This window comes from Devosia sp. XK-2 (assembly GCF_037113415.1).
Taxonomy (GTDB): domain Bacteria; phylum Pseudomonadota; class Alphaproteobacteria; order Rhizobiales; family Devosiaceae; genus Devosia.
In genome coordinates this window covers 3137128-3162572 of sequence record NZ_CP146608.1, presented here as the reverse complement: position 1 = coordinate 3162572, position 25445 = coordinate 3137128, and the positions used below count along the sequence as shown (strand labels likewise).

25 protein-coding genes are annotated in these 25445 nt (G+C 62.8%); 16 read left to right on the top strand and 9 right to left on the bottom strand.

The window, feature by feature from the left end; translation table 11 throughout:
- Positions 1-39: 39 nt before the first annotated feature.
- The 4 genes from V8Z65_RS15525 (at position 40) to V8Z65_RS15510 (ending at position 3273) form a co-directional block, all read left to right on the top strand.
- Positions 40-384: a helix-turn-helix domain-containing protein gene (locus V8Z65_RS15525; protein WP_338721059.1), complete on the top strand. Its 345-nt coding sequence runs from the start codon at positions 40-42 to the stop codon at positions 382-384.
- Between the two features lie 61 nt (positions 385-445).
- Positions 446-1162, top strand: a complete 717-nt coding sequence (modA, locus tag V8Z65_RS15520) for a molybdate ABC transporter substrate-binding protein (protein WP_338721058.1) — start codon at positions 446-448, stop codon at positions 1160-1162.
- Positions 1163-1356: 194 nt separating this feature from the next.
- Positions 1357-2037, top strand: coding sequence for a molybdate ABC transporter permease subunit (gene modB, locus V8Z65_RS15515; protein WP_338721057.1), 681 nt, complete (start codon positions 1357-1359; stop codon positions 2035-2037).
- A gap of 54 nt (positions 2038-2091) precedes the next feature.
- Positions 2092-3273 carry an alpha-hydroxy acid oxidase gene (locus tag V8Z65_RS15510; RefSeq protein WP_338721056.1) on the top strand — a complete coding sequence of 394 codons (1182 nt, stop codon included), beginning with the start codon at positions 2092-2094 and terminating at the stop codon, positions 3271-3273.
- Between the two features lie 177 nt (positions 3274-3450).
- Here the strand turns inward: V8Z65_RS15510 and V8Z65_RS15505 are convergent, their stop codons facing one another.
- The 3 genes from V8Z65_RS15505 to V8Z65_RS15495 form a co-directional block, all read right to left on the bottom strand.
- Complete coding sequence (locus V8Z65_RS15505; protein ID WP_338721055.1) at positions 3451-4254, bottom strand: anti-sigma factor; 804 nt, start codon at positions 4252-4254, stop codon at positions 3451-3453.
- Positions 4251-4757, bottom strand: coding sequence for a sigma-70 family RNA polymerase sigma factor (locus tag V8Z65_RS15500; protein WP_338721054.1), 507 nt, complete (start codon positions 4755-4757; stop codon positions 4251-4253). Before V8Z65_RS15500 ends, V8Z65_RS15505 begins: the two co-directional genes overlap by 4 nt.
- Positions 4758-4854: 97 nt before the next feature.
- Complete coding sequence (locus V8Z65_RS15495) at positions 4855-5247, bottom strand: hypothetical protein (protein WP_338721053.1); 393 nt, start codon at positions 5245-5247, stop codon at positions 4855-4857.
- 232 nt (positions 5248-5479) lie between these two features.
- Here V8Z65_RS15495 and V8Z65_RS15490 point away from each other — a divergent pair, with 232 nt between their 5' ends.
- Both V8Z65_RS15490 and V8Z65_RS15485 read left to right on the top strand, forming a co-directional pair.
- Positions 5480-6058 (top strand): TRAP transporter small permease subunit, encoded by a 579-nt coding sequence (locus tag V8Z65_RS15490; protein WP_338721052.1) that lies wholly within the window; start codon positions 5480-5482, stop codon positions 6056-6058.
- Positions 6058-7446, top strand: coding sequence for a TRAP transporter large permease subunit (locus V8Z65_RS15485; protein ID WP_338721044.1), 1389 nt, complete (start codon positions 6058-6060; stop codon positions 7444-7446). Before V8Z65_RS15490 ends, V8Z65_RS15485 begins: the two co-directional genes overlap by 1 nt.
- Before the next feature lie 158 nt (positions 7447-7604).
- On the opposite strand, the gene V8Z65_RS15480 is transcribed toward V8Z65_RS15485, so the two are convergent.
- Both V8Z65_RS15480 and V8Z65_RS15475 read right to left on the bottom strand, forming a co-directional pair.
- Positions 7605-8255, bottom strand: a complete 651-nt coding sequence (locus V8Z65_RS15480) for a response regulator transcription factor (protein WP_338721051.1) — start codon at positions 8253-8255, stop codon at positions 7605-7607.
- Entirely contained in the window at positions 8252-9634 is a 1383-nt protein-coding gene (locus V8Z65_RS15475) for a cache domain-containing protein (protein WP_338721050.1), read from the bottom strand. The genes V8Z65_RS15480 and V8Z65_RS15475 overlap by 4 nt, the downstream gene beginning before the upstream one ends.
- 238 nt (positions 9635-9872) lie before the next feature.
- On the opposite strand from V8Z65_RS15475, the gene V8Z65_RS15470 reads away from it, so the two are divergent.
- From V8Z65_RS15470 to V8Z65_RS15455, 4 genes are all read left to right on the top strand, one after another.
- Positions 9873-10976 carry a TRAP transporter substrate-binding protein gene (locus V8Z65_RS15470; protein ID WP_338721049.1) on the top strand — a complete coding sequence of 368 codons (1104 nt, stop codon included), beginning with the start codon at positions 9873-9875 and terminating at the stop codon, positions 10974-10976.
- Positions 10977-11116: 140 nt separating this feature from the next.
- Positions 11117-11710 carry a helix-turn-helix domain-containing protein gene (locus V8Z65_RS15465; RefSeq protein ID WP_338721048.1) on the top strand — a complete coding sequence of 198 codons (594 nt, stop codon included), beginning with the start codon at positions 11117-11119 and terminating at the stop codon, positions 11708-11710.
- A 10-nt stretch (positions 11711-11720) separates the two neighbouring features.
- On the top strand, positions 11721-12467 hold the full coding sequence (locus tag V8Z65_RS15460) for a hypothetical protein (protein WP_338721047.1): 747 nt from the start codon (positions 11721-11723) through the stop codon (positions 12465-12467).
- 162 nt (positions 12468-12629) lie between these two features.
- Positions 12630-14252 (top strand): ABC-F family ATP-binding cassette domain-containing protein, encoded by a 1623-nt coding sequence (locus tag V8Z65_RS15455; protein WP_338721046.1) that lies wholly within the window; start codon positions 12630-12632, stop codon positions 14250-14252.
- Between the two features lie 12 nt (positions 14253-14264).
- Here V8Z65_RS15455 and V8Z65_RS15450 read toward each other — a convergent pair whose 3' ends face one another.
- From V8Z65_RS15450 to V8Z65_RS15440, 3 genes are all read right to left on the bottom strand, one after another.
- A complete protein-coding gene (locus V8Z65_RS15450) occupies positions 14265-16463 on the bottom strand; it encodes a bifunctional diguanylate cyclase/phosphodiesterase (RefSeq protein ID WP_338721045.1) in 2199 nt (732 codons plus the stop codon).
- Between the two features lie 200 nt (positions 16464-16663).
- On the bottom strand, positions 16664-18052 hold the full coding sequence (locus V8Z65_RS15445) for a TRAP transporter large permease subunit (protein ID WP_338721044.1): 1389 nt from the start codon (positions 18050-18052) through the stop codon (positions 16664-16666).
- Positions 18052-18630 carry a TRAP transporter small permease subunit gene (locus tag V8Z65_RS15440; protein ID WP_338721043.1) on the bottom strand — a complete coding sequence of 193 codons (579 nt, stop codon included), beginning with the start codon at positions 18628-18630 and terminating at the stop codon, positions 18052-18054. Before V8Z65_RS15440 ends, V8Z65_RS15445 begins: the two co-directional genes overlap by 1 nt.
- Before the next feature lie 191 nt (positions 18631-18821).
- Here V8Z65_RS15440 and V8Z65_RS15435 point away from each other — a divergent pair, with 191 nt between their 5' ends.
- From V8Z65_RS15435 to V8Z65_RS15420, 4 genes are all read left to right on the top strand, one after another.
- Complete coding sequence (locus tag V8Z65_RS15435) at positions 18822-19766, top strand: carbohydrate kinase (RefSeq protein ID WP_338721042.1); 945 nt, start codon at positions 18822-18824, stop codon at positions 19764-19766.
- Positions 19767-19849: 83 nt separating this feature from the next.
- The gene (locus tag V8Z65_RS15430; RefSeq protein ID WP_338721041.1) at positions 19850-20566 is read left to right on the top strand and encodes a cytochrome c biogenesis protein CcdA; all 717 of its coding nucleotides are present in this window, start codon (positions 19850-19852) and stop codon (positions 20564-20566) included.
- Between the two features lie 10 nt (positions 20567-20576).
- Positions 20577-20987 (top strand): thioredoxin family protein, encoded by a 411-nt coding sequence (locus tag V8Z65_RS15425; RefSeq protein WP_338721040.1) that lies wholly within the window; start codon positions 20577-20579, stop codon positions 20985-20987.
- A gap of 69 nt (positions 20988-21056) precedes the next feature.
- The gene (locus V8Z65_RS15420; RefSeq protein ID WP_338721039.1) at positions 21057-21932 is read left to right on the top strand and encodes a cytochrome c; all 876 of its coding nucleotides are present in this window, start codon (positions 21057-21059) and stop codon (positions 21930-21932) included.
- Here V8Z65_RS15420 and V8Z65_RS15415 read toward each other — a convergent pair whose 3' ends face one another.
- The gene (locus tag V8Z65_RS15415; protein WP_338721038.1) at positions 21933-23519 is read right to left on the bottom strand and encodes an L-aspartate oxidase; all 1587 of its coding nucleotides are present in this window, start codon (positions 23517-23519) and stop codon (positions 21933-21935) included.
- A 159-nt stretch (positions 23520-23678) separates the two neighbouring features.
- On the opposite strand from V8Z65_RS15415, the gene V8Z65_RS15410 reads away from it, so the two are divergent.
- Positions 23679-24254, top strand: coding sequence for a TetR family transcriptional regulator (locus V8Z65_RS15410; protein ID WP_338721037.1), 576 nt, complete (start codon positions 23679-23681; stop codon positions 24252-24254).
- On the top strand, positions 24251-25420 hold the full coding sequence (locus V8Z65_RS15405) for an FAD-dependent oxidoreductase (RefSeq protein ID WP_338721036.1): 1170 nt from the start codon (positions 24251-24253) through the stop codon (positions 25418-25420). The genes V8Z65_RS15410 and V8Z65_RS15405 overlap by 4 nt, the downstream gene beginning before the upstream one ends.
- Positions 25421-25445 lie beyond the last annotated feature (25 nt).

Here is a 25445-nt window from a genome sequence, read left to right as displayed (position 1 = left end):
TCGGTGAGATACCGACCAAATGGTGGGTGGGGAGCAGAAATGAACCGACTTTCGAGCCTGCCTCTGGAGCGCACGCTACAGATCATTGGCGGTCGCTGGAAAGGGCATATTGTCTGCCATCTCAAGGCAGGATCACTGAGGCTGTCGGAGCTGGAACGCGAGATCGAGGGTATTTCGCAAAAGGTGCTGATTCAGCAATTGCGGGACCTGGAAGAGCACGGGGTGGTCTGCCGGAATGTGCGGGCACAGGTGCCGGCGCGCGTGGACTATCGCCTGACCCCTCTGGGCGAAGACCTGCTGCCCCTGCTTGGCGAATTGCATCGCTGGGGCCTGACTCATGGTCGCGCGACGGGCGACCGCCTGACAATCTGCGGGGATACTTGATCAGCGCCATAGCGGATGCAGGTGAGGGCCGCACGCCAGAATGATGAAACATCCAAGACGATTGCTACCCATCCTGCTGCTGGTGGGGACGGCCATGCCCAGTTTTGCCGAAACCGCGCATGTGGCGGTGGCCTCCAATTTCACGGCGGTTGCAGAAGAACTCAAAGCCCGGTTCGAGACGATGGGTGAGCACCAGGTGGTGCTCAGCTTCGGAGCCACCGGCCAGCTCTATGCACAGATCGCCCAGGCGGCCCCGTTTGACCTGTTTCTGGCAGCAGACACGGCGCGGCCGGACCGCGCGATTGCCGAAGGGTTGGCCGTGGCGGGCACAGAGTTCGTCTATGCAAAGGGGCAATTGGCGCTTTATGCGCCGGGGCGCGATGCGAGCAATGGCGAGGCTGTGCTTGGGGGCGGTTTCGACAAGCTCGCCATCGCAGATCCTGAGGCAGCGCCCTATGGTGCGGCGGCGGTGGAAACGCTCGAGGCGCTGGGGTTCTATGACAAAATAGAACCCAGACTGGTGGTGGGCGCGACCATTTCCCAGGCGCTGCAATTTGTCGAAAGTGGCAATGCGGCGCTCGGTTTTGTCGCGGCCAGCCAGGTCATCGGCAGGACCGACATATGGCTGGTGCCGGACGACCTGCACGCGCCGATCGAGCAGGGGGCGGTGCTGCTGAACGAGGGGCAGGATAATCCGGCGGCCCTGGCCTTTCTCGCGTTTCTGCGCAGCGCGGAAGCGGTGGCGGTGATCGAGGCGGCGGGTTATTCGGTGCCGTGACAGCGCAATGGCCGCCGATGAGGGGGTGCCTTACATCCATTGGATTGGACAGGTGTGGCGAAGCCAAGACCTATCTCGCTTCCCTCCCCTCAAGGGGGACGGTAGTGATGAATATGAGCATTCCGATCCAGGCCGCCGCCCCTTGATGGGAGGCGCCGCGGGTGGGATGGCATATCGCCGTGGAGGCATTCGATTTGGACCTCATCCCCCTGGTTTCGCCCATCTTCCTCACCCTGGTGCTGGCGCTCTGCGTCACGGCCATCCTTGTCGTGATCGCCACGCCAATTGCCTGGTGGCTGGCGCGGGGCGCGGGGCATGGCCGCGAGGTGGTGGGGGCCCTGGCGACATTGCCGCTGGTATTGCCGCCCACGGTTCTGGGCTTTTATCTGCTGCTGGCGCTGGGACCCAATGGGCCGGGCGGGTGGATTGCGGGGTTTTGGGGCGCGCGTACGCTGGCCTTTTCCTTTGCGGGGCTGGTCATAGGCGGGGTGATTGCCTCGCTGCCCTTCATGGTGCAACCCTTGCGCAATGCCTTTGCCGCCATTGAGCCGGAGGTCATCGAGGTGGCCGATACGCTGGGGGCCTCACGCGGTCAACGCTTCTGGCGAGTCGCCCTGCCGCTGGCACGGCCCGGTTACCTCGTCGGTGCGATCATGGCCTTTGCCCATACAATGGGCGAGTTCGGCGTCGTATTGATGATCGGGGGCAATATTCCGGGACAGACCAAGGTGCTCTCGGTGGCGCTTTACGATTTTGTCGAAAGGCTCGAATGGGACCGGGCCCATGTGCTGGCCGGTGGCATGGTGATTTTCGGGTTCATTGTCGTCTTTTCGACGCTGGTGATGGGGAGAGGAAGGAATAGCCGGTTACATTGACTGCTAACATGTTAGTTGCTAGGGCAGGCGCAAACAGCCGGAGCTAGATGCGCTATGACCGTCCTCGACAAGGTCCTTACCGTTGATGAAATGAAGCGGTTGGCGCATCGGCGCGTCCCGAAAATGTTCTTCGAATATGCCGATAGCGGCTCTTATACGGAGGGCACCTATCGGGAAAACGAGAGCGACTTTCAGAAAATCAAGCTCAACCAGAAGGTGGCGGTGAACCTTGAGGGGCGCAATCTCAAGGTCAAAATGCTGGGCCAGGAAATCGCCATGCCGGTGGCCATCGCTCCGGCCGCGACCGGCGGCATGCAGGTGGCCGATGGGGAGATCAAGGCCGCCAAGGCGGCCGAAAAATTCGGCATTCCGTTTTCGCTGTCGACCATGAGCGTGTGCTCGATCGAGGATATTGCCGAGAACACCACGGCGCCGTTCTGGTTCCAGCTCTATGTGATGCGCGACCGGGACTTCATCAACCGGCTGATCGACCGCGCCAAGGCAGCCAAGTGCTCGGCGCTGGTGTTGACCATGGATTTGCAGATCCTCGGGCAGCGGCACAAGGACATCAAGAACGGGCTTTCCACGCCGCCCAAATTCACGCCCTATTCGATCTGGCAGATGATGCAGCATCCGCTCTGGTGCCTGCGCATGCTGGGGACCAAGCGGCACACGTTCCGCAATATTGTGGGCCATGTGGGTGGCGACCATGACCTGGCTTCGCTCTCGGCCTGGACAGCCAGCCAGTTTGATCCGACGCTCAACTGGGGCGACGTCAGATGGATCAAGGAGCGCTTTGGCGGTCCGGTGATCGTCAAGGGCGTGCTCGACGCCGATGATGCGCAGGCCGCAATCGACAATGGCGCCGATGCCATTGTGGTCTCCAATCACGGCGGACGGCAATTGGACGGGGCGCCCTCGACCATTCGCGTGCTGCCCGAAATCGTCGACAGGGTGGGCCACAAGACCGAAGTCTATCTCGATAGCGGCATTCGGTCGGGCCAGGACGTGATCAAGGCGCTGGCCTATGGGGCCAAATCGACCTTTATCGGCCGGCCCATGCTTTATGGGCTGGGGGCCGGGGGTGAGGCGGGCGTGACACGCGTGCTCGAGATCATGCGCAAGGAGCTCGACACGACCATGGCGCTGTGCGGCGAACGCGACATTCTCAATGTCGGGCCACACAATATTTATTCGAACGATATTCCGCCCAAGAATGCGCCGAAGCGAGGATAGAGGAGCCCCTCCCGGGAGTTTCGGCTCTCGCGCTGAGGGCCAGTCACCCCACCCTCGGTCCCTCCCCATCGCGGGGAGGGAGGCGCAGGTTGTGGCGCCAGTATTCATCTCTCCATCCCGCTTGTGGAGGGGGCAAGGGAGGGTGTCACCCGCTGTAACGATGGCGCCTCGGTCCGATCAGAGCTCGCGATAGATCGGCGCCGGGGCGGCGGATGGGGTCAGTTGCGCGAAGACGGAATTGGCCAGCGCCTGCAAGTCGTCGGCCGGTTGCGGGCCGACAATGGTGCAGGTGATGATGGCGTTGGCCCAATAGAGGGCATTGTCATCGCCCAATTGGACCAGTTCGAGCGCGGGGCCATCAATGCCCGATTTGGGCGTGATATAGAGCGTCACGCGCTCGCCGGCCGCATCCTCATACATGAGTTGGGCGGCGCGGCCGCCGGGAATGGCGGGCGCGGGCAGGAGGCGGCCACCGAGAAAGCTGAAACCGGCCGTGGCCAGATCGGGCATGGCGAGACCCGTGCCGAGGCGGTTGGAGAGCCAGCTCGACAGATGGTCGGTCTCGTCGCTGCCGACCTCCACGGCGTGGCGGTTTTCAGCGACAAATACCGTGTGGGCGCTGACGGCGTCGGCAATCAGCCGATTGTAGAGAGCCGGATTGTCGGTGATGGGGCGCAGGAGCCAGCCAGCGGTTACGCCGATGCCGAGCACGCCAACCACCATGGCAGCGCGCGCCAGACCCTGCCAGCGGCGGCGCGACTGCGCCAGGGCGAGGCGATGCGGATCGAGGCGGGGTGGCACAGGCTCACTGGCTGCGGGGCCGAAGAGCGCCTGAATAGCATCATTCTGGCGCTGCATCTGGGCCAGGTCATTGGCGGCGTCAGGATTGGCCAGGAGCCAGGCTTCAACTTCGGCGCTGGCCTTCTCGTCCAATTGCCCGTCGGCAAAGGCCATCAATGTGTCGCGGCCGATTTCGCTCATTTGACGGTCCTCAGATGCGGCTCCTGGGCCATGCCTGTCAATTGCCTGAGGCTGGCGCGGGCCCGGCCCAGCCGGCTCATCAGCGTGCCCAGGGGAATATCGAGAATGCCGGCGGCCTCGCCATAGGCCATGCCTTCAAGGGTCACCAGAAGCAGGGTCTCCTTTTGTTCAAGGGGCAGCTTGTCGATGGCGCGCGCGAGCTCAGTCAGGGCCAGGTGGCCATATTGGGGGGCGGGCATACCCAGATCAGGCACGGAATCGAGGTCCAGCGTTTCGCCTCGGCGCTGCTCGCTGCGCCGCGCATTGCGGTGCAGATTGACGAGGATGGTGAAGAGCCAGGGGCGCAAAGGTCCACCGGAGCGAAACAGGCCCCGGCGGGAAATGGCGCGCTCCAGGCAGTCCTGAACCAGATCGTCGGCGCGGTCGATATTGCGGGTGAGCGCGCGCGCGTAACGGCGCAGGGCCGGTACATTGGCTTCGAGCTCATCAAGAAAATCGACCACGCCATATGCTCGCTACAGGCCCCTCGAGCAGACCTCGCGGGGCGTTCGGATTGAAAAACGGTCCATCGGACCATTTCTCCCCTTGGAACGATCCTTACTACTCAATGGCAAGATGCCAGACGCCGCCGACGCCGTCACCGGTGATGTCGCCCGGCTTTTCGTCTTTCACCCAGTAATAGAGCGGCATGTCCTTATAGGCCCACATCTTGGTGCCGTCGGTGCGCTCGACGATCGAGAAGTCGCCTTCGGCCATGGCCGTATCATCGGCGAATAGCGGTGGCCAGTTGTCGGCGCAGCTATCATAGCAGTTGGACACGCCGGGCTCGTCCTTGTCGAAGATGTAGAGAGTCATGCCGTTGAAATCGGTCAGCACCATTTTGCCCCCGATATCGGTCGACATGACATTGCCGTCGAGATATTCGGCGGCGAAAGCGGGGGTGGCGAGCAGGGCGATGGCGGCTGCGCCAGCGAGAAGCGAACGGAAATGCATGGTATTGTCTCTCCTGTTTGCGGACCGGAAAGCGGTCTCATAGGGACAAACACCGCGCCGCGCGGTTTAATCCCGGTTTCGCGAATTTTTTTGTTCCGGGCGGCGCTACCCAGTTCTACGGGGTGCGGTTCGCTTTGTCGGTCTTGCTTGCGCCCTGAGCGTTGAAATCGCACCAGACCACGTCTTAATCGCTTCCGGGTCCGTCGTTGGAAAACGGGCCGGGAGGTTAAGAATGCAGATATTGGTCGCGTTCACGCGTCTGATCAGCTCGATCAATTGGCTCGTTGGTCAGGTTTTGTCGTGGCTGGCCTTGGGCTGTGTTTTGGTGTGCTTCACGGTTGTGGTGCAGCGCTATGTGTTCAATACGTCCACGCTCTGGATGCAGGATCTTTATGTCTGGCTGGGCGGGGCGATGTTTACCGGGGTGGCCGGCTTTGCCCTGATGCGCAATGACCATGTGCGGGTGGATGTGTTCTACCGTCCTGCCTCGGTGCGCTGGAAGGCCATTGCCGACCTGATCGGCGTCTTCGCCTTTCTGCTGCCCTTTGTCTATGTGGTCTGGACCTATGGCTATACCGCGGTCGCCCGCTCCTGGAGCTACCAGGAGGGCTCGGCCAATATTGGCGGCATGCCGGGCCTGTTCATCCTTAAAAGCTTCATCCTGGTCTTTGCGGTGCTGGTGGGCCTGCAGGGCCTGGCCATGGCCGCCCGCGCCATTCTGGTGCTGGCCGGCCAGGAAGAGTTGCTGCCCGGCCATCTGCGCTACGAAAACCCCGACGACAACGACCATCCCGCCGGAGAGATTGCCTGATGGATCCCGTACTTCTGGGCGAGGTGCTCTCGGCCGTCATGTTCTTTGGCGTCATCGGCGTGCTCATGCTGGGCTTTCCGGTGGCCTTTTCGCTGGCTGGCACGGCCCTGATCTTCGGGCTGATCGGCTGGTGGCTGGGTGTCTATGACCCCTCCAATTACGGCTCGCTGGCCGGGCGCTATATCGGGCTGATGACCAATGAAGTGCTGGTGGCGGTGCCGCTCTTTATCTTCATGGGCGTCATTCTCGAGCGCTCCGGCATTGCCGAGCAATTGCTGCTCACCATGGGCAAGCTGTTCGGCAATCTGCGCGGGGGGCTGGCCCTCTCGGTCATCGTGGTGGGGGCGCTTCTGGCTGCCTCGACCGGCGTGGTCGGCGCCACCGTGGTCACCATGGGCCTGATTTCCCTACCCGCCATGCTGCGTGCCGGTTATGATCCCAAATTGGCTACCGGCGTCATCTGCGCCTCGGGCACTCTGGGGCAGATCATTCCGCCCTCGACCGTGCTCATCTTCATGGGCGACATGCTTTCGGGCATCAATGCCCAGGTGCAGATGGAAAAGGGCAATTTTGCCCCCGAACCGGTTTCGGTCGGGGCGCTGTTTGCCGGCGCCATCCTGCCCGGCCTGCTGCTCGTGGGCATCTATGCCATCTATGTGATCTTCAAGGCCATTACCGACCCCAAATCGGCGCCGGCCACCCCGGTGCCGGAGGACGAAAAACAGCACCTGGCCCGCGAGGTCGCCGTTGCCCTGGTGCCGCCATTGCTGCTCATTGTGGCCGTGCTCGGCTCCATTCTGGGCGGCATTGCCACCCCCACCGAAGCCGCCTCGGTCGGCTCGGTCGGTGCCATGCTGCTGGCCCTGATCCGCCGCCGCATCGACCTTTCCATCCTGCGTCAGGCCGTTATTTCCACCGCCACCATCACCTCGATGGTTTTCATCATCCTGTTTGGTGCCGCCGTCTTCTCCATCGTCTTCCGCATGATGGGGGGCGACAACCTGGTGCATGAATTCCTCTCCTCTATGCCCGGCGGGGCCATGGGCGCCATGATCATCGTCATGCTGATCATGTTCCTGCTGGGCTTTATCCTGGACACCTTCGAGATCATCTTCATCGTCATTCCCATCACCGCCCCGGTGCTGCTGGCGCTCGATGTCGATCCGATCTGGCTCGGGGTCATGGTGGGGGTCAACCTGCAAACCAGCTTCCTCACACCGCCCTTCGGCTTTGCCCTGTTCTATCTGCGCGGCGTCGCCCCCGCCCATGTCACCACCGGCTCCATCTATCGCGGCGCCGTCCCCTTCGTCATCCTGCAATTGATCGGCATCGCAATCCTCTTCGCCTTCCCACAACTCATCACATGGCTCCCAGACGTGTTGTACTGAGAGCTGTTCCGGAGGACAAATCGCGCCAGTGGCGCCGTAAGAGCGAACAGGCCATGAGAGCTAGGCTCGAACGGCAAAGCGCGATCCGCAGAGAACAAATGAACAAGGGCCGGATGAACGCCATCCGGCCCTTGCAGTTGGCTCGTTTGCCCGCCTCGTCACTCCTCTTCGGGTCCGATCAGGCCATGGTCAATGACATAGCGGGTGAGGCCCGCCGTGGTGGCGATGCCGAGCTTTTTCTTGATGTGCTTGCGGTGGGTTTCGACTGTCCGCACCGAGATATCGAGGTTGGCGGCGATATCCTTGTTGGACAGGCCTCGCGCCAGGAGCAGCAGAACGGCCTGCTCACGCGTCGAGAGCGGCATATTGGCAGCCGGCTTGGCGCTCTTGCTGAGGATTGCCTGGGCGACGCCCGACGAGAAATAGGTGCCTCCCGACGCGACCGTCTCGATGGCGGCGATGATCTCGCTCGTGGATACGTCCTTGAGGATATAGCCGGAGGCCCCATACATGACGGCCGTCGAGATATATTCGCGGCTGTCATGCATGGAGAGCATTAGCAGGCGTGTCCGCGGCAGACGCTCGCGGAACAGCTCAATGGCATCCAGCCCGCTCAATTCGGGCATGTTGATATCGAGCATCACGACGTCCGCCCCATCGCTCTCGGCCAGGGCCAGAGCAGCCTTGGCCGAGCCAACGGCGCCAACGACCCTGATATGATCATAGGTTTCGATCACCGAGCGGATGCCCTCAAGCACCAGGGGGTGATCGTCGCAGATGATGACGCGGATAGGGGTGGGCGAAGTCATGCCGGGACCGGTTCGGTTCTGTGGGTGAGATAGATGGATTTGGGCAGGCGGGCCCGCAATGTCGTGCCACGGGGCGACGTCCGGACATCCAGCGAGCCGCCGAAATGCTCCATGCGTTCCTGCATGTTGCGCAAGCCCAACCCGCCGGACCTCCCCTTGCCGTCGCGATCCGCAAAGCCGCGACCATTGTCCTCGATCAGCAATTGTGCGCCGCCGCCACTGCTGGTCAGCACAATGCGCACCTCGCTGGCCTGAGCATGCCGCTCGATATTGGTCAGCGCTTCCTGCGCCACGCGATAAAGCGCTGTCCGCGCTTCGGGCAGAAGCACATTCTTGAAAGCGACGGTCTTTAAATCGACGGCAATGCCGCTGCGTTCGGAAAAACTGCTGGTCAGGGCCTCGAGCGCGGCCGACAGGCCGAGATCGTCGAGCAGGCCCGGGCGCAGATCGTGCGAGATGCGCCGCACCTCCTTGATGGCGCTGTTGAGGCCATTGGCGCCCCGCTGGATGATCGCGGCCGTGTCGTCCGCCCCGGCGCTGACCTTGGCCAGAGCCAGATCAAGCATGTAGCGGGCGGCCACCATGGATTGAGAAATCCCGTCATGCAGCTCTCTTGCAATGCGCGCCCGCTCTTCCTCCTGGGCGTCGATGACGCGTTGGGTCAGCTCCTTCAGGCGCCCATCCGCCAGGCGCCGTTCGTGCATGGTGATCATGAAGCCGGCGAGGAAAACCGCGATGACGCTAGGAATGGTGATGGCTGCAACGATGAGGAATGTGGTGTTGATATGGGATATCAGGTCCGCCTCGGCCGCCTCGGTCAGGGCATAGACATCGTCGAGATAGACGCCCGTGCCCAGCATCCAGCCCCATTTTTCCAGACCCACCGCGAAGGACAGTTTGTCGGCGACCGTTCCGGTAGAGGGCTTTTCCCACTTATACTGGTGCAGACCGCCGCCTTCCTTGGCCCGTTCGATCAGGTTGAAGATGACACGATTGCCATCCGGATCGGTGAGATTGAGCCAGTTCTGACCACGCCGGAACGGCTGGCGCGGATGGACGATATTCACCCCGTCATAGTCATAGGCGAAGAAATAGCCGTCCGGTCCATAGTCGAGACTTGAAAGGATCGACTGCACCTGGCGCTTGGCCTCTTCATCATCGGGCCCGGCGGCCTCATAGATGCCGGAAATGGCCGAAATGGCCATATTGGTGAGATTGAGAAGCTCGTTTTCCTTGGCCTTGAGCAGGCTGCGCTCAAATGTGGCAAGGCTGGCCCGCGACAGTTCGGTCGATTGATGGGTGACAAGGCCCGTAATGGCCAGGATTGCCAGCAGCAGCGGCACGACGGCAAGTGCCAGGATCTTCTGTCTCAAATTCATCGGTGCCGGCCTCCATCGGCCCCCGATCATAGCACAATCCGCCGATGCGACCTGCGTAGTAGTGGGTAGTCCGGGCAGCAAACCAATGGTCGGGCGCCGCGCCTACTGGACAGGTTCGCCGTGAGCGTTATCTCTATGTTGCGCGCGTGTTGCGAAAAACGCCCCTTCGGCGGCCGGCACGCGGAAAAAACGATGCGGCCGTTTTGTGTCGCACATTTTCTGTCTGGGAGGATATCCAATGAAAAGACGCGACTTCTTCAAGCAGGCCTCGGTTGCAACGATCGGCGCGGCTGCGGCGGCCACGACACTGGCAACGCCGGCGATTGCCCAGGGCAATATCACCTGGCGCATGGTCACCACCTGGCCCAAGAACTTCCCGGGCCTGGGTGTGGGCGCGCAAAAGCTGGCCGACCGCATCACCAAGGCCTCGGGCGGCCGCCTGACCGTGCAGGTATTCGCCGCCGGCGAAATGGTTCCTGGCCTGCAGGCGCTCGACGCGGTGATCGACGGCTCGGCCGAGATGAGCCATGGCGCGGCCTATTACTGGCAGAACAAGAGCCAGGCGCTGTCCTTCTTTACCGGTGTGCCCTTTGGCATGACCAATCGCGAGCTGGGGGCCTGGGTGCGCTATCTGGGCGGCCAGGAAATCTGGGACAAGATTTACGACCAGTTCGGCCTGCAGGGGTTCCTCTCGGGCGATACCGGCACCCAGGCGGGCGGCTGGTTCAAGAATGAACTGACCGGCGTGGCCGATATCCAGGGCCTGCGTTTCCGTACGCCGGGTCTGGGCGGCCAGGTCTGGGGCAAGCTGGGCGCTTCGGTGACCAATCTCGCCGCTGGCGAAATCTTTGCCGCCCTGCAATCGGGCACGCTGGACGCCGCTGAATTTGTCGGTCCCTATAACGATCTGGCGCTGGGCTTCTATCAGGTTGCCAAGAACTACTACTTCCCCAGCTTCGTCGAGCCGGGTCTGGCCACCGAAGTGGTGGTCGACAAGGCCAAGTTTGCCGAGCTGCCGGAAGACTTACAGGAAATCGTCCGGATCGCCGCCCAGGCTTCTTATGACGATGTGTCCTCGGACATGTATGCCAACGACCCGCGGGCCCTCAAGGCACTGGTCGACGAGCATGGTGTTAATGTGCACCAGTTCCCCGAGGAGATCATTGAGGCCGGTGCTACTGCATCGATGGAACTGATTTCGGAAATCCGCGAAGGCGGCGACGCGCTGACCAAGGAAACCGCCGAAAGCTTCATCTCGGCCTTCAACCTGCTGCGGACCCGTACCGAAGGCACCGATATGCCGTTCCTGGTCGCCCGCGAAAAATACATCAAATACGAGTAAGTCGAACGCTTCGACGACAGGTCAGAACCCCGCTGCTCAGGCAGCGGGGTTTTTTGTTGCCCTCACGGCTCCCCCCGGCCGAACGCGTCTTAAATTGACAAATAAATTTGTCTATTGGATGATGCTGGCGAGGAGACCTCATGGCAACCGACCGCACCGCGCTGATAGATGATGCCGACCACGCCTTGCTGGCGCTCTCGCCGCTCAGACGACAGCTGCTGAACGCATTGCGCGAACCGGGTTCGGCAGCAAGCCTGGCCAAGCGCCTCGACTTGCCGCGTCAAAAACTGGGCTACCACCTGCGGGCGCTTGAGGCGGCGGGCCTTGTCAAATTGGTGGAGGAGAAGCAAAGGCGCGGCTTTGTGGAGCGCGTGCTGGTGGCCGCTGCCGAAGATTTTATTATCGACCCCGACCTGCTCGGAGGAGCGCGGACCGAAGCTCAGGACAGGCACGCCGCAGACCATCTGGCGGCGGCGGCCGGTGCAATGGTTCGCGAGGTCACGCGGATGCGCAGCGCCGCCGAAGCGGCCGGGCAGCGGCTACTAACCCTGACCATCGAGGCCGATATCGGCTTTGAGCGCCCACAGGACTTCGAGGACTTTTCGCAGGCATTGGGCGAGGCCATCGCTTCGGTGGTGTCCCGCTACCCCCAGGGCTCCGGCAAGCGGGGCTATCATCTGATGCTGGGGGCGCACCCTTCCGCCGCCGGCACCAAGGCAAAACCGATCAATTAGGGAATATGGCATGAGCGAGAACACCGATGATCCGCGGCAGGTGGTTGTCGATATCACCATTGCGGCACCGATTGACAAAGTCTGGGAAGCCCTGCGCGACCCCAGGCTGATCGAAACCTGGTTCGGCTGGGATGCGGACAGCCTTGGCGAGGAGATCAAGTTCATCTTTCTCGATCACGCCACGCCCGATGCCGAAAAGCGCATGGTGCAGTTCGGGGAATGGGAGGGGGCGAGCGATTGCATCGAGCTGACCGAGGCGGCCGATGGGACACGTCTGCGCCTGATGCGATCGGGGGGTGCGCCGATCGATTGGGAAGGCGTCTATGAAGACATCACCCAGGGCTGGATCAATTTCTTCCAGCAAATGCGGCTGGCTCTGGAGCTGCATCCGGGCGAAAAGCGGCGGACCATTTACCTCTCCGGCGCGGCAAAACCCGGTATTGGCGAACCAAGCGCGGCGCTGGGTCTCCGGGCGGCAGACTATGCGGCTGGTCGCCCCTATCAGGCGCAATTGGATATGGGTCTGAATGCAAGGGGACTGGTCTGGTACACAACGCATTTCCAGACGGCCCTATTGGTCCAGCAATTCGGCAATGGGTTGATGGTGATCACCGATATGGGTGTCTCGCCCAAAAGACCGCACGGCGGCGGCTCCGTGCTGATCACAACCTATGGCTTGTCTGAGGCCGAGTTCGCCGCGTTGGAGGCGCAGTGGCAAAACTGGTGGAATGAGCGGTACGGAAAGGCGGAGGGGTAAGGCAATCGGCACGATGGCCGGGGCGCTGCCAGGCGCGCGCTTGCCTTGAGAGCCTGACAATGCTTTAGGAGCGCCATATCTCTCCGCGATGTCGGACGCCCGCCGCTTTTCCCCAATTGAGGCAAGAGCGTGGGACCGAACGCTCAGTTTCCAGGCCATGCCATGATCCGTCTCGAATCCATCTCAAAGCAGAACGGCAAGCAGATTGTCTTTATCGAGGCCTCTGCCGCTCTGCAGAAGGGCGAAAAGATCGGGTTGGTGGGACCTAATGGCGCCGGCAAGACGACTTTGTTCCGCATGATCACCGGCGAGGAGTCGCCCGATGAGGGGCAAATCTCAATCGATCGGGGCACGTCCATCGGCTATTTCAGCCAGGAGGTGGGCGAGATGGGCGGGCAATCCGTCGTCAGTGCCGTGATGGATGGCGCCGGGCCGGTGAGCGACCTGATGGCCGAGATGGCGGTGCTGGAGGCCGATATGGCCGACCCAAACAAAGCCGATGAAATGGACGCCATTATCGAGCGCTATGGCGAGGTGCAGGGGCGGTTCCAGGAGTTGGACGGCTATTCGCTGGATGGACGGGCGCGCGAAGTGCTGGCGGGCCTCGGCTTCTCACCCGACATGATGGAGGGTGATGTCGGCGCGCTGTCGGGTGGCTGGAAAATGCGCGTGGCTTTGGCGCGAATTCTCCTGATGAAACCAGACGTACTGCTGCTCGACGAGCCGAGCAACCATCTCGATCTCGAAAGTCTGATCTGGCTGGAAAACTTCCTCAACACCTATACCGGCGCGCTGTTGATGACCTCGCATGATCGGGCCTTCATGAACCGCATCGTCAACAAGATCATCGAGATCGATGCCGGACTCCTCACCAGCTATACTGGTGATTACGATTTCTACCAGGGGCAGCGCGAGATTGCCGACCGCAACCAGCAGGCCCAGTTCGAGCGGCAGCAGGCCATGCTGGCCAAGGAAATTGCCTTTATCGAGCGGTTCAAGGCGCGCGCCAGCCATGCCGCGCAGGTGCAGAGCCGGGTCAAGAAGCTCGACAAGATCGACCGGGTGGAGCCGCCCAAGCGCCGGCAGACCGTGGTCTTCGAGTTCCGCCCTGCGCCACGCTCGGGCGAGGACATTGTGCGGGTTGAGGGTGTGCACAAGGCCTATGGCAGCCGCACCATTTATGAAGGGCTGGACTTTCATGTGCGGCGGCGCGAGCGCTGGTGCATTCTGGGCGTGAATGGCGCGGGCAAGTCCACGCTTTTGAAACTGGTGACCGGTGTGGCCGAGCCCGATGCGGGATCGATCTCACGGGGGCCAAGCGTCAAACTGGGCTATTTCGCCCAGCACGCCATGGATGTCATTGATGGCGACCTGACGATTTTCCAGATGCTGGAGGCGAGTTTTCCGCAGGCTGGGCAGGCACCCTTGCGGGCGCTGGCCGGGTGTTTCGGCTTTTCCGGCGACGACATTGAGAAGAAGTGCCGGGTGCTCTCGGGTGGCGAAAAAGCGCGGCTGGCCATGGCGCTGATCCTGTTCGATCCGCCCAATTTCCTGGTGCTGGACGAGCCGACCAACCATCTCGACATTCAGACCAAGCAGATGCTGATCGAGGCACTTGCCGATTTCGAGGGCACGATGCTGTTCGTCAGCCACGACCGACATTTTCTCGCCGCGCTCAGCAATCGCGTGCTGGAGCTGACGCCGGAGGGCGTGCATGCCTATGGCGGGGGCTATAGCGAATATGTGGTGGCGACCGGGCAGGAGGCGCCGGGGCTGCGGGGATAGGGCGACGGGCAGTCAGCCAGCCTTGGCAAGCGGGAGCCGGGTGAGAATGGCGTCCAGATTTTCCGCCGGGACGGGCCGCGAGAGCAGGTAGCCCTGGAGCTGATCGCAGGAGAGTGCGGTGAGCAGGGCGCGCTGGTCTTCGGTTTCCACGCCCTCGGCCGTGACCGACATGTGCATGGCGCGGGCCAGCTCGATAATGGATCGCACGATGCTGTCCACTTCGGGGTCATGGCCCAGTTGCGCAACGAAGGACTTGTCGATCTTGAGCTTGTCCACGCCATAGGTGCGCAGATAGCTGATGGACGAATATCCGGTGCCAAAATCGTCCAGAGCGACGCGAATCCCGCCGGCGCGCAAATGGCGGAGCGTCTGCTGAACGCCTGGAGAATTCTGCAGGAGCAGGCCCTCGGTGATTTCCAGTTCCAGGCGCTTTGGCGGAAGGCCCAGTTCATCAAGAACGGCAAAGACCTGTTCGGCAAAGCGATTGTTGCGGAACTGAACAGGCGAGACGTTGATTGCGACCCAGGGGATGGCTGACGATTTCGCATAGGCGACCGCCGTCCGCAGGACCCACATGCCAAGGCCGTCGATCAGGCCGCGCTCCTCGGCCAGGCCGATAAACAGGTCGGGCGACATGCGGCCCTTTTTGGGATGGTTCCACCGGACCAGCGCCTCAGCGCCCAGGATGCGCGCGTTCTTGCCGGAAAAGATGGGCTGGAAAACCAGTTCCAGGCCTGTGCCGTCATTGATGGCCGCGCGCAGGTCAATCTCCAACTCGCGCCGTTCGCGCACGACTTGATCCAGTTCGCCGGCAAAGATCTCGACGCGGTTGCGTCCGGAGGCCTTGGCCTCGTAAAGCGCAATATCGGCCTTGCGGATCATGTCGGGCGCATCGTCCTTCAGCTCGGCGCAGCACACAATGCCGACGCTGGCGCTGACGCTGACATCGTGACCGAGCAGATCGAAAGGCCGAGCCAGCTCTTCGATGATGCGTTCGCCAAGACGCAGGGAGTCTTCCGCGCGCGTGACATTGACCTGAATGATCGCGAATTCATCGCCGCCAATTCTGGCGACGGTATCGGCTTCCGAGACAATGCTGCTCAGCCGAAGGGCAACGGTGCGGATCAGTTCGTCGCCGACGGGATGACCAAGGGTGTCGTTGATGGTCTTGAAGCGGTCCAGGTCCACCATATGCAATGCCAGCTTGACCCCGGACTTGCGGTGCTCGGCAATGGCGCGCTCAAGACGGGCGTCGAACAGAGCCCTGTTCGGAATGCGCGCCAAAGGATCGTGAAAGGCCAGATAAAGTGCTTCTGCCTCGCTCAGCTCAAGCCGCGCGGCGGTCCGGTCCAGCCGCCGCAGGAGGAGGACGAGGCTCAAAATGATGAAGGCCGCCGTCGGCACCAGGACGGGAATGGTGTCTATCAGCAATTGCGCGGCGGGCCGGAAAGGTGTCCATAGCATCACGCCCAGGGTCTCGCCGGCCTGATTGATAACGTTCTGGCTGGCCTGTGTGGATTGTCCGGTTTGGTCCATGACGAAGTGCAGGCCCGAAATGCCGAAATGCTCGGCAATCGTGTCGGCAACGTCCTGATCGATCAGCTTGATCGAAACGTGCAGATATTCGGTGCCGGGCGCCTGTGGCACAGCCTCGGGATCGCTGGGAACGATGGGCCTGATGCTGGCTATGCCGACCATGTCATCGCTGAGACGAACGATGTCCAGAACGCCCATGCCGGTGATGGCCGAGGTGGAGTCGTCCAATCCGCTGGAGGCGCTTTGCATATCGGTCCGGAGCCCTGCCACGAGTGCGGCAATGGCCTGGCGGTCCCGGTCGTAGAACAAGGGAGGCTGCATCTCGCCCGCAGCGACTGCCCGGACCGGATTGTCCTGGGGGTCCAGAATATAGACCCGGTCGTGATCGAAGTAACTGCTCACCCATTCGGCCAGGTTGTCGGCGAGCCAATCCGCATTACCGGCACGCAGATTGAGGGCGGCTTCGTCCCAGATGGCCACGGAGTCCTGTTCAACGGGGATACGCTCGGCGATTTCATCCAGGCCGATCGCGACCGACTGCGCCTGGCGGTGCAGGGCGTCTGCATCGATGCGACCGGACGCCCACAGGGCGAAGGCGCAGGTGAGCGCTATAAATCCGACAGCCGCCGCCAGCAGAACGGCTTTTAGACGTCGGGAGAAAGACAAATGCGACACGGCGTAGAACCATTAGGCGTCGGGACCCGACTTTATCTCATGTCGGACCTTAACAAGAGTTCAGTATGCCTGGTTGACACCAGACTAACGGAACCGGGCCAATATGTCGGCTTTTCACGTCTGCCTGTCGTCGCCGCTGCCATTCGGGCCTGCTCGCTTCAAATCGCGCCACTGGCGCGATTGGTGCTCCGGAACAGCTCTCAGTACAACACGTCTGGGAGCCAAGTGATGAGTTGTGGGAATGCGAATAGGATTGCGATTCCGATCAGTTGCAGGATGACGAAGGGGACGGCGCCGCGATAGATGGAGCCGGTGGTGACATGGGCGGGGGCGACGCCGCGCAGATAGAACAGGGCAAAGCCGAAGGGCGGGGTGAGGAAGCTGGTTTGCAGGTTGACCCCCACCATGACCCCGAGCCAGATCGGATCGACATCGAGCGCCAGCAGCACCGGGGCGGTGATGGGAATGACGATGAAGATGATCTCGAAGGTGTCCAGGATAAAGCCCAGCAGGAACATGATCAGCATGACGATGATCATGGCGCCCATGGCCCCGCCGGGCATGGAGGAGAGGAATTCATGCACCAGGTTGTCGCCCCCCATCATGCGGAAGACGATGGAGAAGACGGCGGCACCGAACAGGATGATGAAGACCATCGAGGTGATGGTGGCGGTGGAAATAACGGCCTGACGCAGGATGGAAAGGTCGATGCGGCGGCGGATGAGCGCCAGCAGCATGGCGCCGACCGAGCCGACCGAGGCGGCTTCGGTGGGGGTGGCAATGCCGCCCAGAATGGAGCCGAGCACAGCCACGATGAGCAGCAATGGCGGCACCAGGGCAACGGCGACCTCGCGGGCCAGGTGCTGTTTTTCGTCCTCCGGCACCGGGGTGGCCGGCGCCGATTTGGGGTCGGTAATGGCCTTGAAGATCACATAGATGGCATAGATGCCCACGAGCAGCAGGCCGGGCAGGATGGCGCCGGCAAACAGCGCCCCGACCGAAACCGGTTCGGGGGCAAAATTGCCCTTTTCCATCTGCACCTGGGCATTGATGCCCGAAAGCATGTCGCCCATGAAGATGAGCACGGTCGAGGGCGGAATGATCTGCCCCAGAGTGCCCGAGGCGCAGATGACGCCGGTGGCCAATTTGGGATCATAACCGGCACGCAGCATGGCGGGCAGGGAAATCAGGCCCATGGTGACCACGGTGGCGCCGACCACGCCGGTCGAGGCAGCCAGAAGCGCCCCCACCACGATGACCGAGAGGGCCAGCCCCCCGCGCAGATTGCCGAACAGCTTGCCCATGGTGAGCAGCAATTGCTCGGCAATACCGGAGCGCTCGAGAATGACGCCCATGAAGATAAAGAGCGGCACCGCCACCAGCACTTCATTGGTCATCAGCCCGATATAGCGCCCGGCCAGCGAGCCGTAATTGGAGGGGTCATAGACACCCAGCCACCAGCCGATCAGCCCGAAGATCAGGGCCGTGCCAGCCAGCGAAAAGGCCACCGGAAAGCCCAGCATGAGCACGCCGATGACGCCAAAGAACATGACGGCCGAGAGCACCTCGCCCAGAAGTACGGGATCCATCAGGCAATCTCTCCGGCGGGATGGTCGTTGTCGTCAGGGTTTTCGTAGCGCAGATGGCCGGGCAGCAACTCTTCCTGGCCGGCCAGCACCAGAATGGCGCGGGCGGCCATGGCCAGGCCCTGCAGGCCCACCAGCACCGCAAAGACCAGGATGAAGCTTTTAAGGATGAACAGGCCCGGCATGCCGCCAATATTGGCCGAGCCTTCCTGGTAGCTCCAGGAGCGGGCGACCGCGGTATAGCCATAGGTCCAGACCACATAGACAAAGGGCAGCAGAAAGGCGAAGACGCCGATCAGGTCGGCAATGGCCTTCCAGCGCACCGAGGCGGGGCGGTAGAACACATCCACCCGCACATGGTCATTGCGCATCAGGGCAAAACCGGCCACCCCGGTAAACATCGCCCCGCCCAGCCAGACATAAAGATCCTGCATCCAGAGCGTGGACGTATTGAACACATAGCGCTGCACCACAACCGTGAAGCACACCAAAACACAGCCCAAAGCCAGCCACGACAAAACCTGACCAACGAGCCAATTGATCGAGCTGATCACGCGGACCAGCACGGCAAGCGCCTGCATGATGTGTTCTCCCCTGCTCCCTGACCGAAGGACAGCACTTTTCCGCGCCTTTTCCTCGAACCGATTGAGCATTATCCGTTCGGTGGGTCAATGCGATTATGGCGGAAATGCGGGAGTTTGCCGCATCTGGCTGGTGACATCTGATACGAAAGTGGTATGCACCGCCAAACCTGATGCCTGTGGAGGAATGCATGTTTGTTGTGGGCGGCGAGAGCCTGATCGATCTGGTGCCGGTCTCAGCGGAGGCGGACGCCGAGCGGGTTGCCCATGCCGGCGGATCGCCGTTCAACTGTGCAATCGCCCTGAGCAAGCTGGGCAACGACACCGGTTTCCTCTGCCCGATCAGCCAGGACGAATTCGGCGATGTGCTGCTGGCGCCGCTGGCGGAGGCCGGCGTGACGGTGCTGCTCAAGGACCGTGTCGCAGCGGCCACCACCAAGGCGATTGTCAGCTTCAATGCCAAAATGCAGGCAAGCTATGTGTTCGAGCGCGGCGCCGACCGGGCCTTTACCCGGGAGGTGCTGCTGGCGGCTCTGCCCGAAAAGGTCTCGCTTTACCAGATCGGTGGCTTCTGCCCGATCCTGGAAGAGGACGCCCGCGTGTGGCGCGATGTGGTCGATGCTGCCGCGACGCGGGGCGCGACGATTTCCATCGACATCAATGTGCGCGACAAGCTGATCGACGATGAAGCGGGCTATCGGGCGCGGCTGGGACAATTTCTGGACAAGGCGCATCTGGTCAAGCTCTCTGACGAGGACCATGCCTGGCTTGAGCCGGGCATGAGCATTGAGGAGCATGCTGCGGAGTTGCTGGCGCGGCCGCATTGCGCCCTGGTCGTGGTGACGATGGGCGAACAAGGGTCACGGGCCTTTTCGCGCAGCGGCGAGGCCGCGGCGCCGATCCATCGTCCGCCGGTTTTCGGGGATACGGTAGGAGCCGGCGATAGCCTGATGGCCGGCATCCTGACCTGGCTGGATGAGGCCGGCGCCCTGCGGCCGGATCGGCTGGCCGGGCTTGCGCCAGGCCAGCTTGAGGCCATGTTGCGCTTTGGTGCCGTGGTGGCCGGGATCAATTGCGGGCGGGTGGGTTGCCAGCCGCCAAGCCGGGCCGAAGTGGACGCTGTTCTCTCTGCCTGATCACGACCAGTTTATGACGCGGCTGTAACCGGGGGCTGCCATCTGCCGTATTGTGGTCGTAACGGTGCGATCGGGAGAACGGCGTGCTCGAATTGGCTTTGGCATTTGCGGCGGGTCTATTGACGCTCATCAATCCCTGCGTGCTGCCTTTGCTGCCACTGATCGGGGCGAGTGCGTTGGCGCGGCACCCTTTGGCGCCGCTGGCCCTGGCCACGGGCATGGCGGCGAGCTTCACGATTGCGGGCCTGGGTGCCTTCGCCCTGACACGGGCGCTGGGCCTGCCGCAGGAGGCCATTGCGTTGGGCGCGGGATGGTTCATGCTGGGTTTTGGCCTCGTGATGCTGACCCCGCGTCTGCAGGCGCAATTTTCCCGGTTGGCCGGGGCAACGGCCAGCGGCGGTACGCGGCTGCTCGGGCGGGTCGAGGGGCGCGGGCTTTCGGGCGAGGCGGCGGCCGGGGCCTTGTTGGGCCTGGCCTGGTCGCCCTGCATAGGCCCCACGCTTGGTGGCGCCATTGGTCTGGCCGCGCAGGGCGAGGACATGGTCTATGCCGGGCTGATCATGGCGTTTTTCGCGCTGGGCGCCGCCAGCATCGTGCTGGGTCTGGCCTATGGGACCCGTTCAGCATTGTCGGGCCGGCGCGCGCTGCTGATGCGGATTGCGCCGCATGCCAAGACCGTGTTGGGGTTTGGCCTGGTGATTGTGGGCTTGGCGATTATTTTCCGTATCGACAGGTTGCTCGAGGCCTGGGCGCTTGGCGTCTTGCCGGTCTGGCTGGTCGATTTGTCAGTGAGCATTTGAGGAGAAGCTTATGATCACACGTCGCCATCTGCTCGCAGGCCTTGCGGGCGTGAGCGTCTCGGCGCTGGCCATGGGCCGCGCCATGGCGCTCGAATTCATCGACTATACCGGCACCGAGCTGGATGGGCTTGCCGCGAGCGGGGTGCCCTATGTCATCAATTTCCACGCAACCTGGTGCCCCACCTGTGCGGCGCAGCAGCGGGTGCTCGATGCGTTGCAGAAAGAGAGCGAGGCTTATGCCGCCATCCCCATTTTGCGGGTCGATTGGGACGAATATGGCAATAGCGAGCTGGCGCGCGACATGGCCATTCCGCGCCGCTCGACCCTGGTGCTGATGCGCGGCGAGACCGAATTAGGGCGCCTGGTAGCCGAGACAAGCAAGGACAGGATTGCGCAATTGCTCGACCTCGCCAGCTCTTGATCGGCGAACAATTGCGCCCTGGCGGTGCTTCTGGTTTGATCCGGCCAACTGAGCAAAAGCGGGGTTGGCATGAGGAAGCGATGGTGGGCGGCCCTCGCCGTTGCGGTCATTGGGGTCAGTTCGGGGGGCTTTTTGCTCAAGCCCGTTGCCGGACCGGCACGGGAACTCGACCTGGCCGGCGACATAGCCCGCGGTGACTATCTGATCCGGCTGGGCGGATGCGTGGCCTGCCATACCGATACAGAGGGCGGCCGGGCCTATCTTTCGGGTGGGGCCGGCCTGGAGACTCCATTTGGCACTTTTGTGCCGCCCAATATCACTTCAGACCCCCAAGCAGGCATCGGCAGTTGGACCCTGGCGCAATTTGCGGACGCCATGAGCAATGGCATGGGGCCACAGGGGCATCTTTATCCCGCCTTCCCTTATGAAAATTACACGCTGATGAGCGACCAGGAGATTGCCGATCTCTATGCGGCGTTGATGGCGACCGCGCCGGTGGCGGAACCAGCAGCCCAAAACCAAGTGCCTTTCCCGTTCAATATTCGGCTGGCCATGGCGGGCTGGCAGAACCTGTTCTTCTCGCCCAATCGGTTCGAACCGGAAGAGGGGCAGTCGGAAACCTATAATCGCGGCAAGTATCTGGCCTTCGGGCCAGCCCATTGCGTGGCCTGCCATACGCCGCGCAATGCCCTTGGGGCACTCGACTGGGACAAGGCGCTAACCGGTTCGCCGGGCGGCACGGGTGGCCGGGCGCCGGACATTACGGCGGCGGCGCTGGCGGAAGCAGGCTATGACCAGGCCACGCTGGTCGATGCGCTCAAGACCGGCTTTACCCCGGGTTTCGATGTGCTGGGCGGGGCGATGGGCGAGGTTATCGCCGACTCGACATCGCATTGGACCGATGCGGATTTGACGGCGCTGGCCACTTATCTGCTAACGGAGTGATCAAGCTCCGGCGCGGATGGCGAGGGCCTCTGTCAGCGTCATCTCGGTGTGATGCTCCCAATCCGGGCTTGGTTCGGGGAAATCGAGACGGAAGTGGCCGCCGCGGCTTTCGGTGCGTTTGAGGGCCGCGGCCGCGACCAGCGTGGCCGAGGTGGTCATGTTGAGAAAGGCGCTGGTGACCTGTTCGGCACTGGCTTCGAGATGGGCGATCTGGCGCAAGGCCCGGTTCAGACCATCCGCGTCACGCTCGACGCCGACCAGGTCGCTCATGATGCGGCGCAATTCCTGAACGGCAATGGTGTTGCGCAGGATCTCTTCGGCCCTGTTGCCCTCGGCTTCGTTCCATTCGATGCCTTTAAAGGGCGCAAGCTCGCGTGTTGGTTCGAGGCCGCCAATGTCCTCGGCAATGCGGGCGCCATAAACCACAGCCTCGAGCAGGGAGTTCGACGCCAGGCGATTGGCCCCGTGCAGGCCGGTGCAGGAGGCCTCGCCGCAAACCCAGAGCCCGGGCAGGGAGGAGCGGCCGCGCTCGTCGACCTTGACACCACCCATGTGAAAATGGGCGGCGGGGGTCACCGGGATCATATGGGCGACCGGATCGATGCCGGCCTCATGGCAATATTTGGAAACCGTGGGGAAGCGGGTGAGGATACCGGCGCCCAGGGCGGCGCGCGTGTCGAGGAAGACGCGGTGGCCGGCCTGGAGCTGGCGGAAATTGGCGCGGGCAACAATGTCGCGCGGGGCCAGTTCGGCATCGGGATGGATGGCGGGCATGAAGCGCTCACCCAGATCGTTGACGAGAATGGCGCCTTCGCCGCGCAGGGCCTCGGTGGCGAGGGGCGCCGGATCGGCGCCGGTGGCGATGGCGGTGGGGTGAAATTGCACAAATTCGGGATCGGCGATGACGGCACCGGCCCGGGCCGCCATGCCCATGGCGTGACCGCGCACGCCGGGTGGATTGGTGGTGACGGCATAAAGGCCGCCCAACCCGCCGGCGGCCAGAATAGTGGCGCGGGCGCGGATGAAGATGGGCTCGGAATAGCGGTCGCCCAGGCGCCGGCAATAGACCCCGACAATGCGGCCATTGTCGCGGGCCAGGCTCAGGGCGGTAATGCCTTCCACCACGCGGATGGAGGGGGTGCGGCGGACCTGGGCGATAATGGCCTGCATGATGGCCCAGCCGGCGCGATCACCTTCAACCTTGACGATGCGATTGGCCGAATGGGCCGCCTCGCGCCCCAGCGCGAAATTGCCGAAATCGTCGCGGTCGAAGGGGGTGCCCCAGCGTGCCAGATCCTCGATGCGCGCGACGGCTTCGGCGGTGACCCCTTCGGCAGTGCCGTGATCGACAATGCCGGCACCGGCCATCTCCGTGTCCTGGGCGTGGGCGTGCGGACTGTCATTCTCGCCCATGGCCGCGGCCACGCCACCCTGCGCCCAGGCGGAGGAGGCGCCCATGCCCAGCGGTTTGGGTGACAGCACAGTCACCGGGCGCGGCGCCAGTTTGAGGGCTGTGAAGAGACCGGCCAGGCCAGCGCCGACGATCAGGGCGCCATCGGCATTGAGCGTATTGTCGAAAATGGTCATGGATCCCTCCCAACCCGCAAAAGGCCATAGCCTTCCAGACCATTCCTCACAAGCCGGCAGGGCGATGGCGCGTTCGTGTCGGACAAAAAACTTCGCACGAACCCTTGCTGACCGACCGATCGGTCAGTATATGCAAAGCAGCGAATGGAAAGTGTTGCGATGATCAGGTCCAGCAAGCGGCAGGATATTGTGGCGGCAGCGCTGTCGCTGCTCGCGGAAGGCGGCAGCGAGGCGCTGACGGCGTCGGCCCTGGCGGCCAGGGCGGGGGTCAGCAAGGCTAATGTGTTTCACCACTTTGAGCGGCTCGACGATATTGTGGTGGAGGCGCTGGACGCCTTCATCATGAGCATGCCGAGCATGTGGCCGGCACCGGGCACCACAGTCCGGGACTGGCTGGCGGCGCTGGGCGCGGACACGACAGCCAGCATGGATGCCGATCCGGCCCTGGCAGGCGCCTATCTTGCCTTCGTTGCGCGGGCGCAGGGCAATCCGGCATTGCGGCAAAGACTGGCCGAGGTTGCACAGGCAGCCCGGGCGCATATGGAGGCGGTGCTGATGCAGCTGGCGCCGGCGCGCTTCACGCCGCAAGAGGTCGGGGCCGTAACGGGCCTGATCCTGCTCGCGGGAGACGGGTTGGCGCTGCATCGGCAGCTCTTTCCTGAGCGCGGTGCCGAGCAGGCTGCGGCATGGGCCGCGCTGGTGGACCGGATTGCACCGAAGGAGGACAGCCAATGAGGGCTCTGATCTGCGGCGCCGGGATTGCCGGCCTTACCACGGCCCTGGCGCTGCATCGCGCCGGCTGGAGCGTGACCATGATTGAGAAGGCTCAGGGCCTCAGGGCCGGCGGCTATATGCTGGATTTTTTTGGCCCCGGCTATGAGGCGGCACAGGATCTGGGCGTGATCGAGGCCTTGCAGGGGCATGCCCGGGGCGTGGGGCGGCTGGACTTTGTCGATGCCAGGGGGCGCACCGCCTCGTCCATGGCCTATGAGCGGATGATAGAGGCCGCGGATGGCAAGCTGTTTCCCATTCTGCGCGGTGACATTGAAAGGGAGCTGCATAGCGCCCTGCCGGGCGATGTGCATATCAGCTATGGGACGGACCTGACCGAGGTCGAGAATAGGGTAGGCCGGGTCGTGGTGACCACCCGCGACGGCAAGCGGCAGGATTTCGACCTATTGGTGGGCGCGGACGGCATCCATTCCCAGGTGCGGCAGCTGGTCTTCGGGCCCGAAGAGCAGTTCATCCGGCCACTGGGTTTTCACACGGCGGCCTACTTCTTTGAGAGCCCGCGCGTTGCGGAAGCACTGAGCGGCGACTTCAAAATGATGACGGTGCGCGATCGCATGGTCGGGCTTTACGAAGTCGATCGACACCGGATCATGAGCTTTTTCGTAATGCGGGCCGATGGCCTCGAGCGGCCAAAGGATGTTCGCAAGGCGCTTGGCGCCGCCTTTGGCGAGCTCGATTGGATCGTGCCCGATGTGCTGCAGGCGGCGCCGGACGATGGCGGCATCTATTATGATGTCGTTGCCCAGGTGGCGATGGACCAATGGCACAAAGGTCGTACCATTCTCGTCGGTGACGCGGCCTATGCGGTGTCGCTGCTGGCCGGGCAGGGCGCTTCGCTTGCCATGGCCGGGGGACGGGCATTGGGACAGGTGCTGGACGGTGCCGATGATGTCGGCGCGGCGCTGGGGCGGTTCGAGGCGCGGTTGCGGCCCCTGGTGCAGGACAAGCAGCAGGCCGGCCGGCGCATGGCGAACTGGTTCGTGCCAGCCACACCCCTGCACGGCCTGGTGCGCGATATCGGGGTCAATGCCATGAATTGGCCCCTGCTGCCGGGATTGATGGGCAAGTTCTTTTCGGTCAGCGCCAAAGGATTTTCACTGGCGCGCTGACGGCGGGCCAGGACCGGGCCTTGAT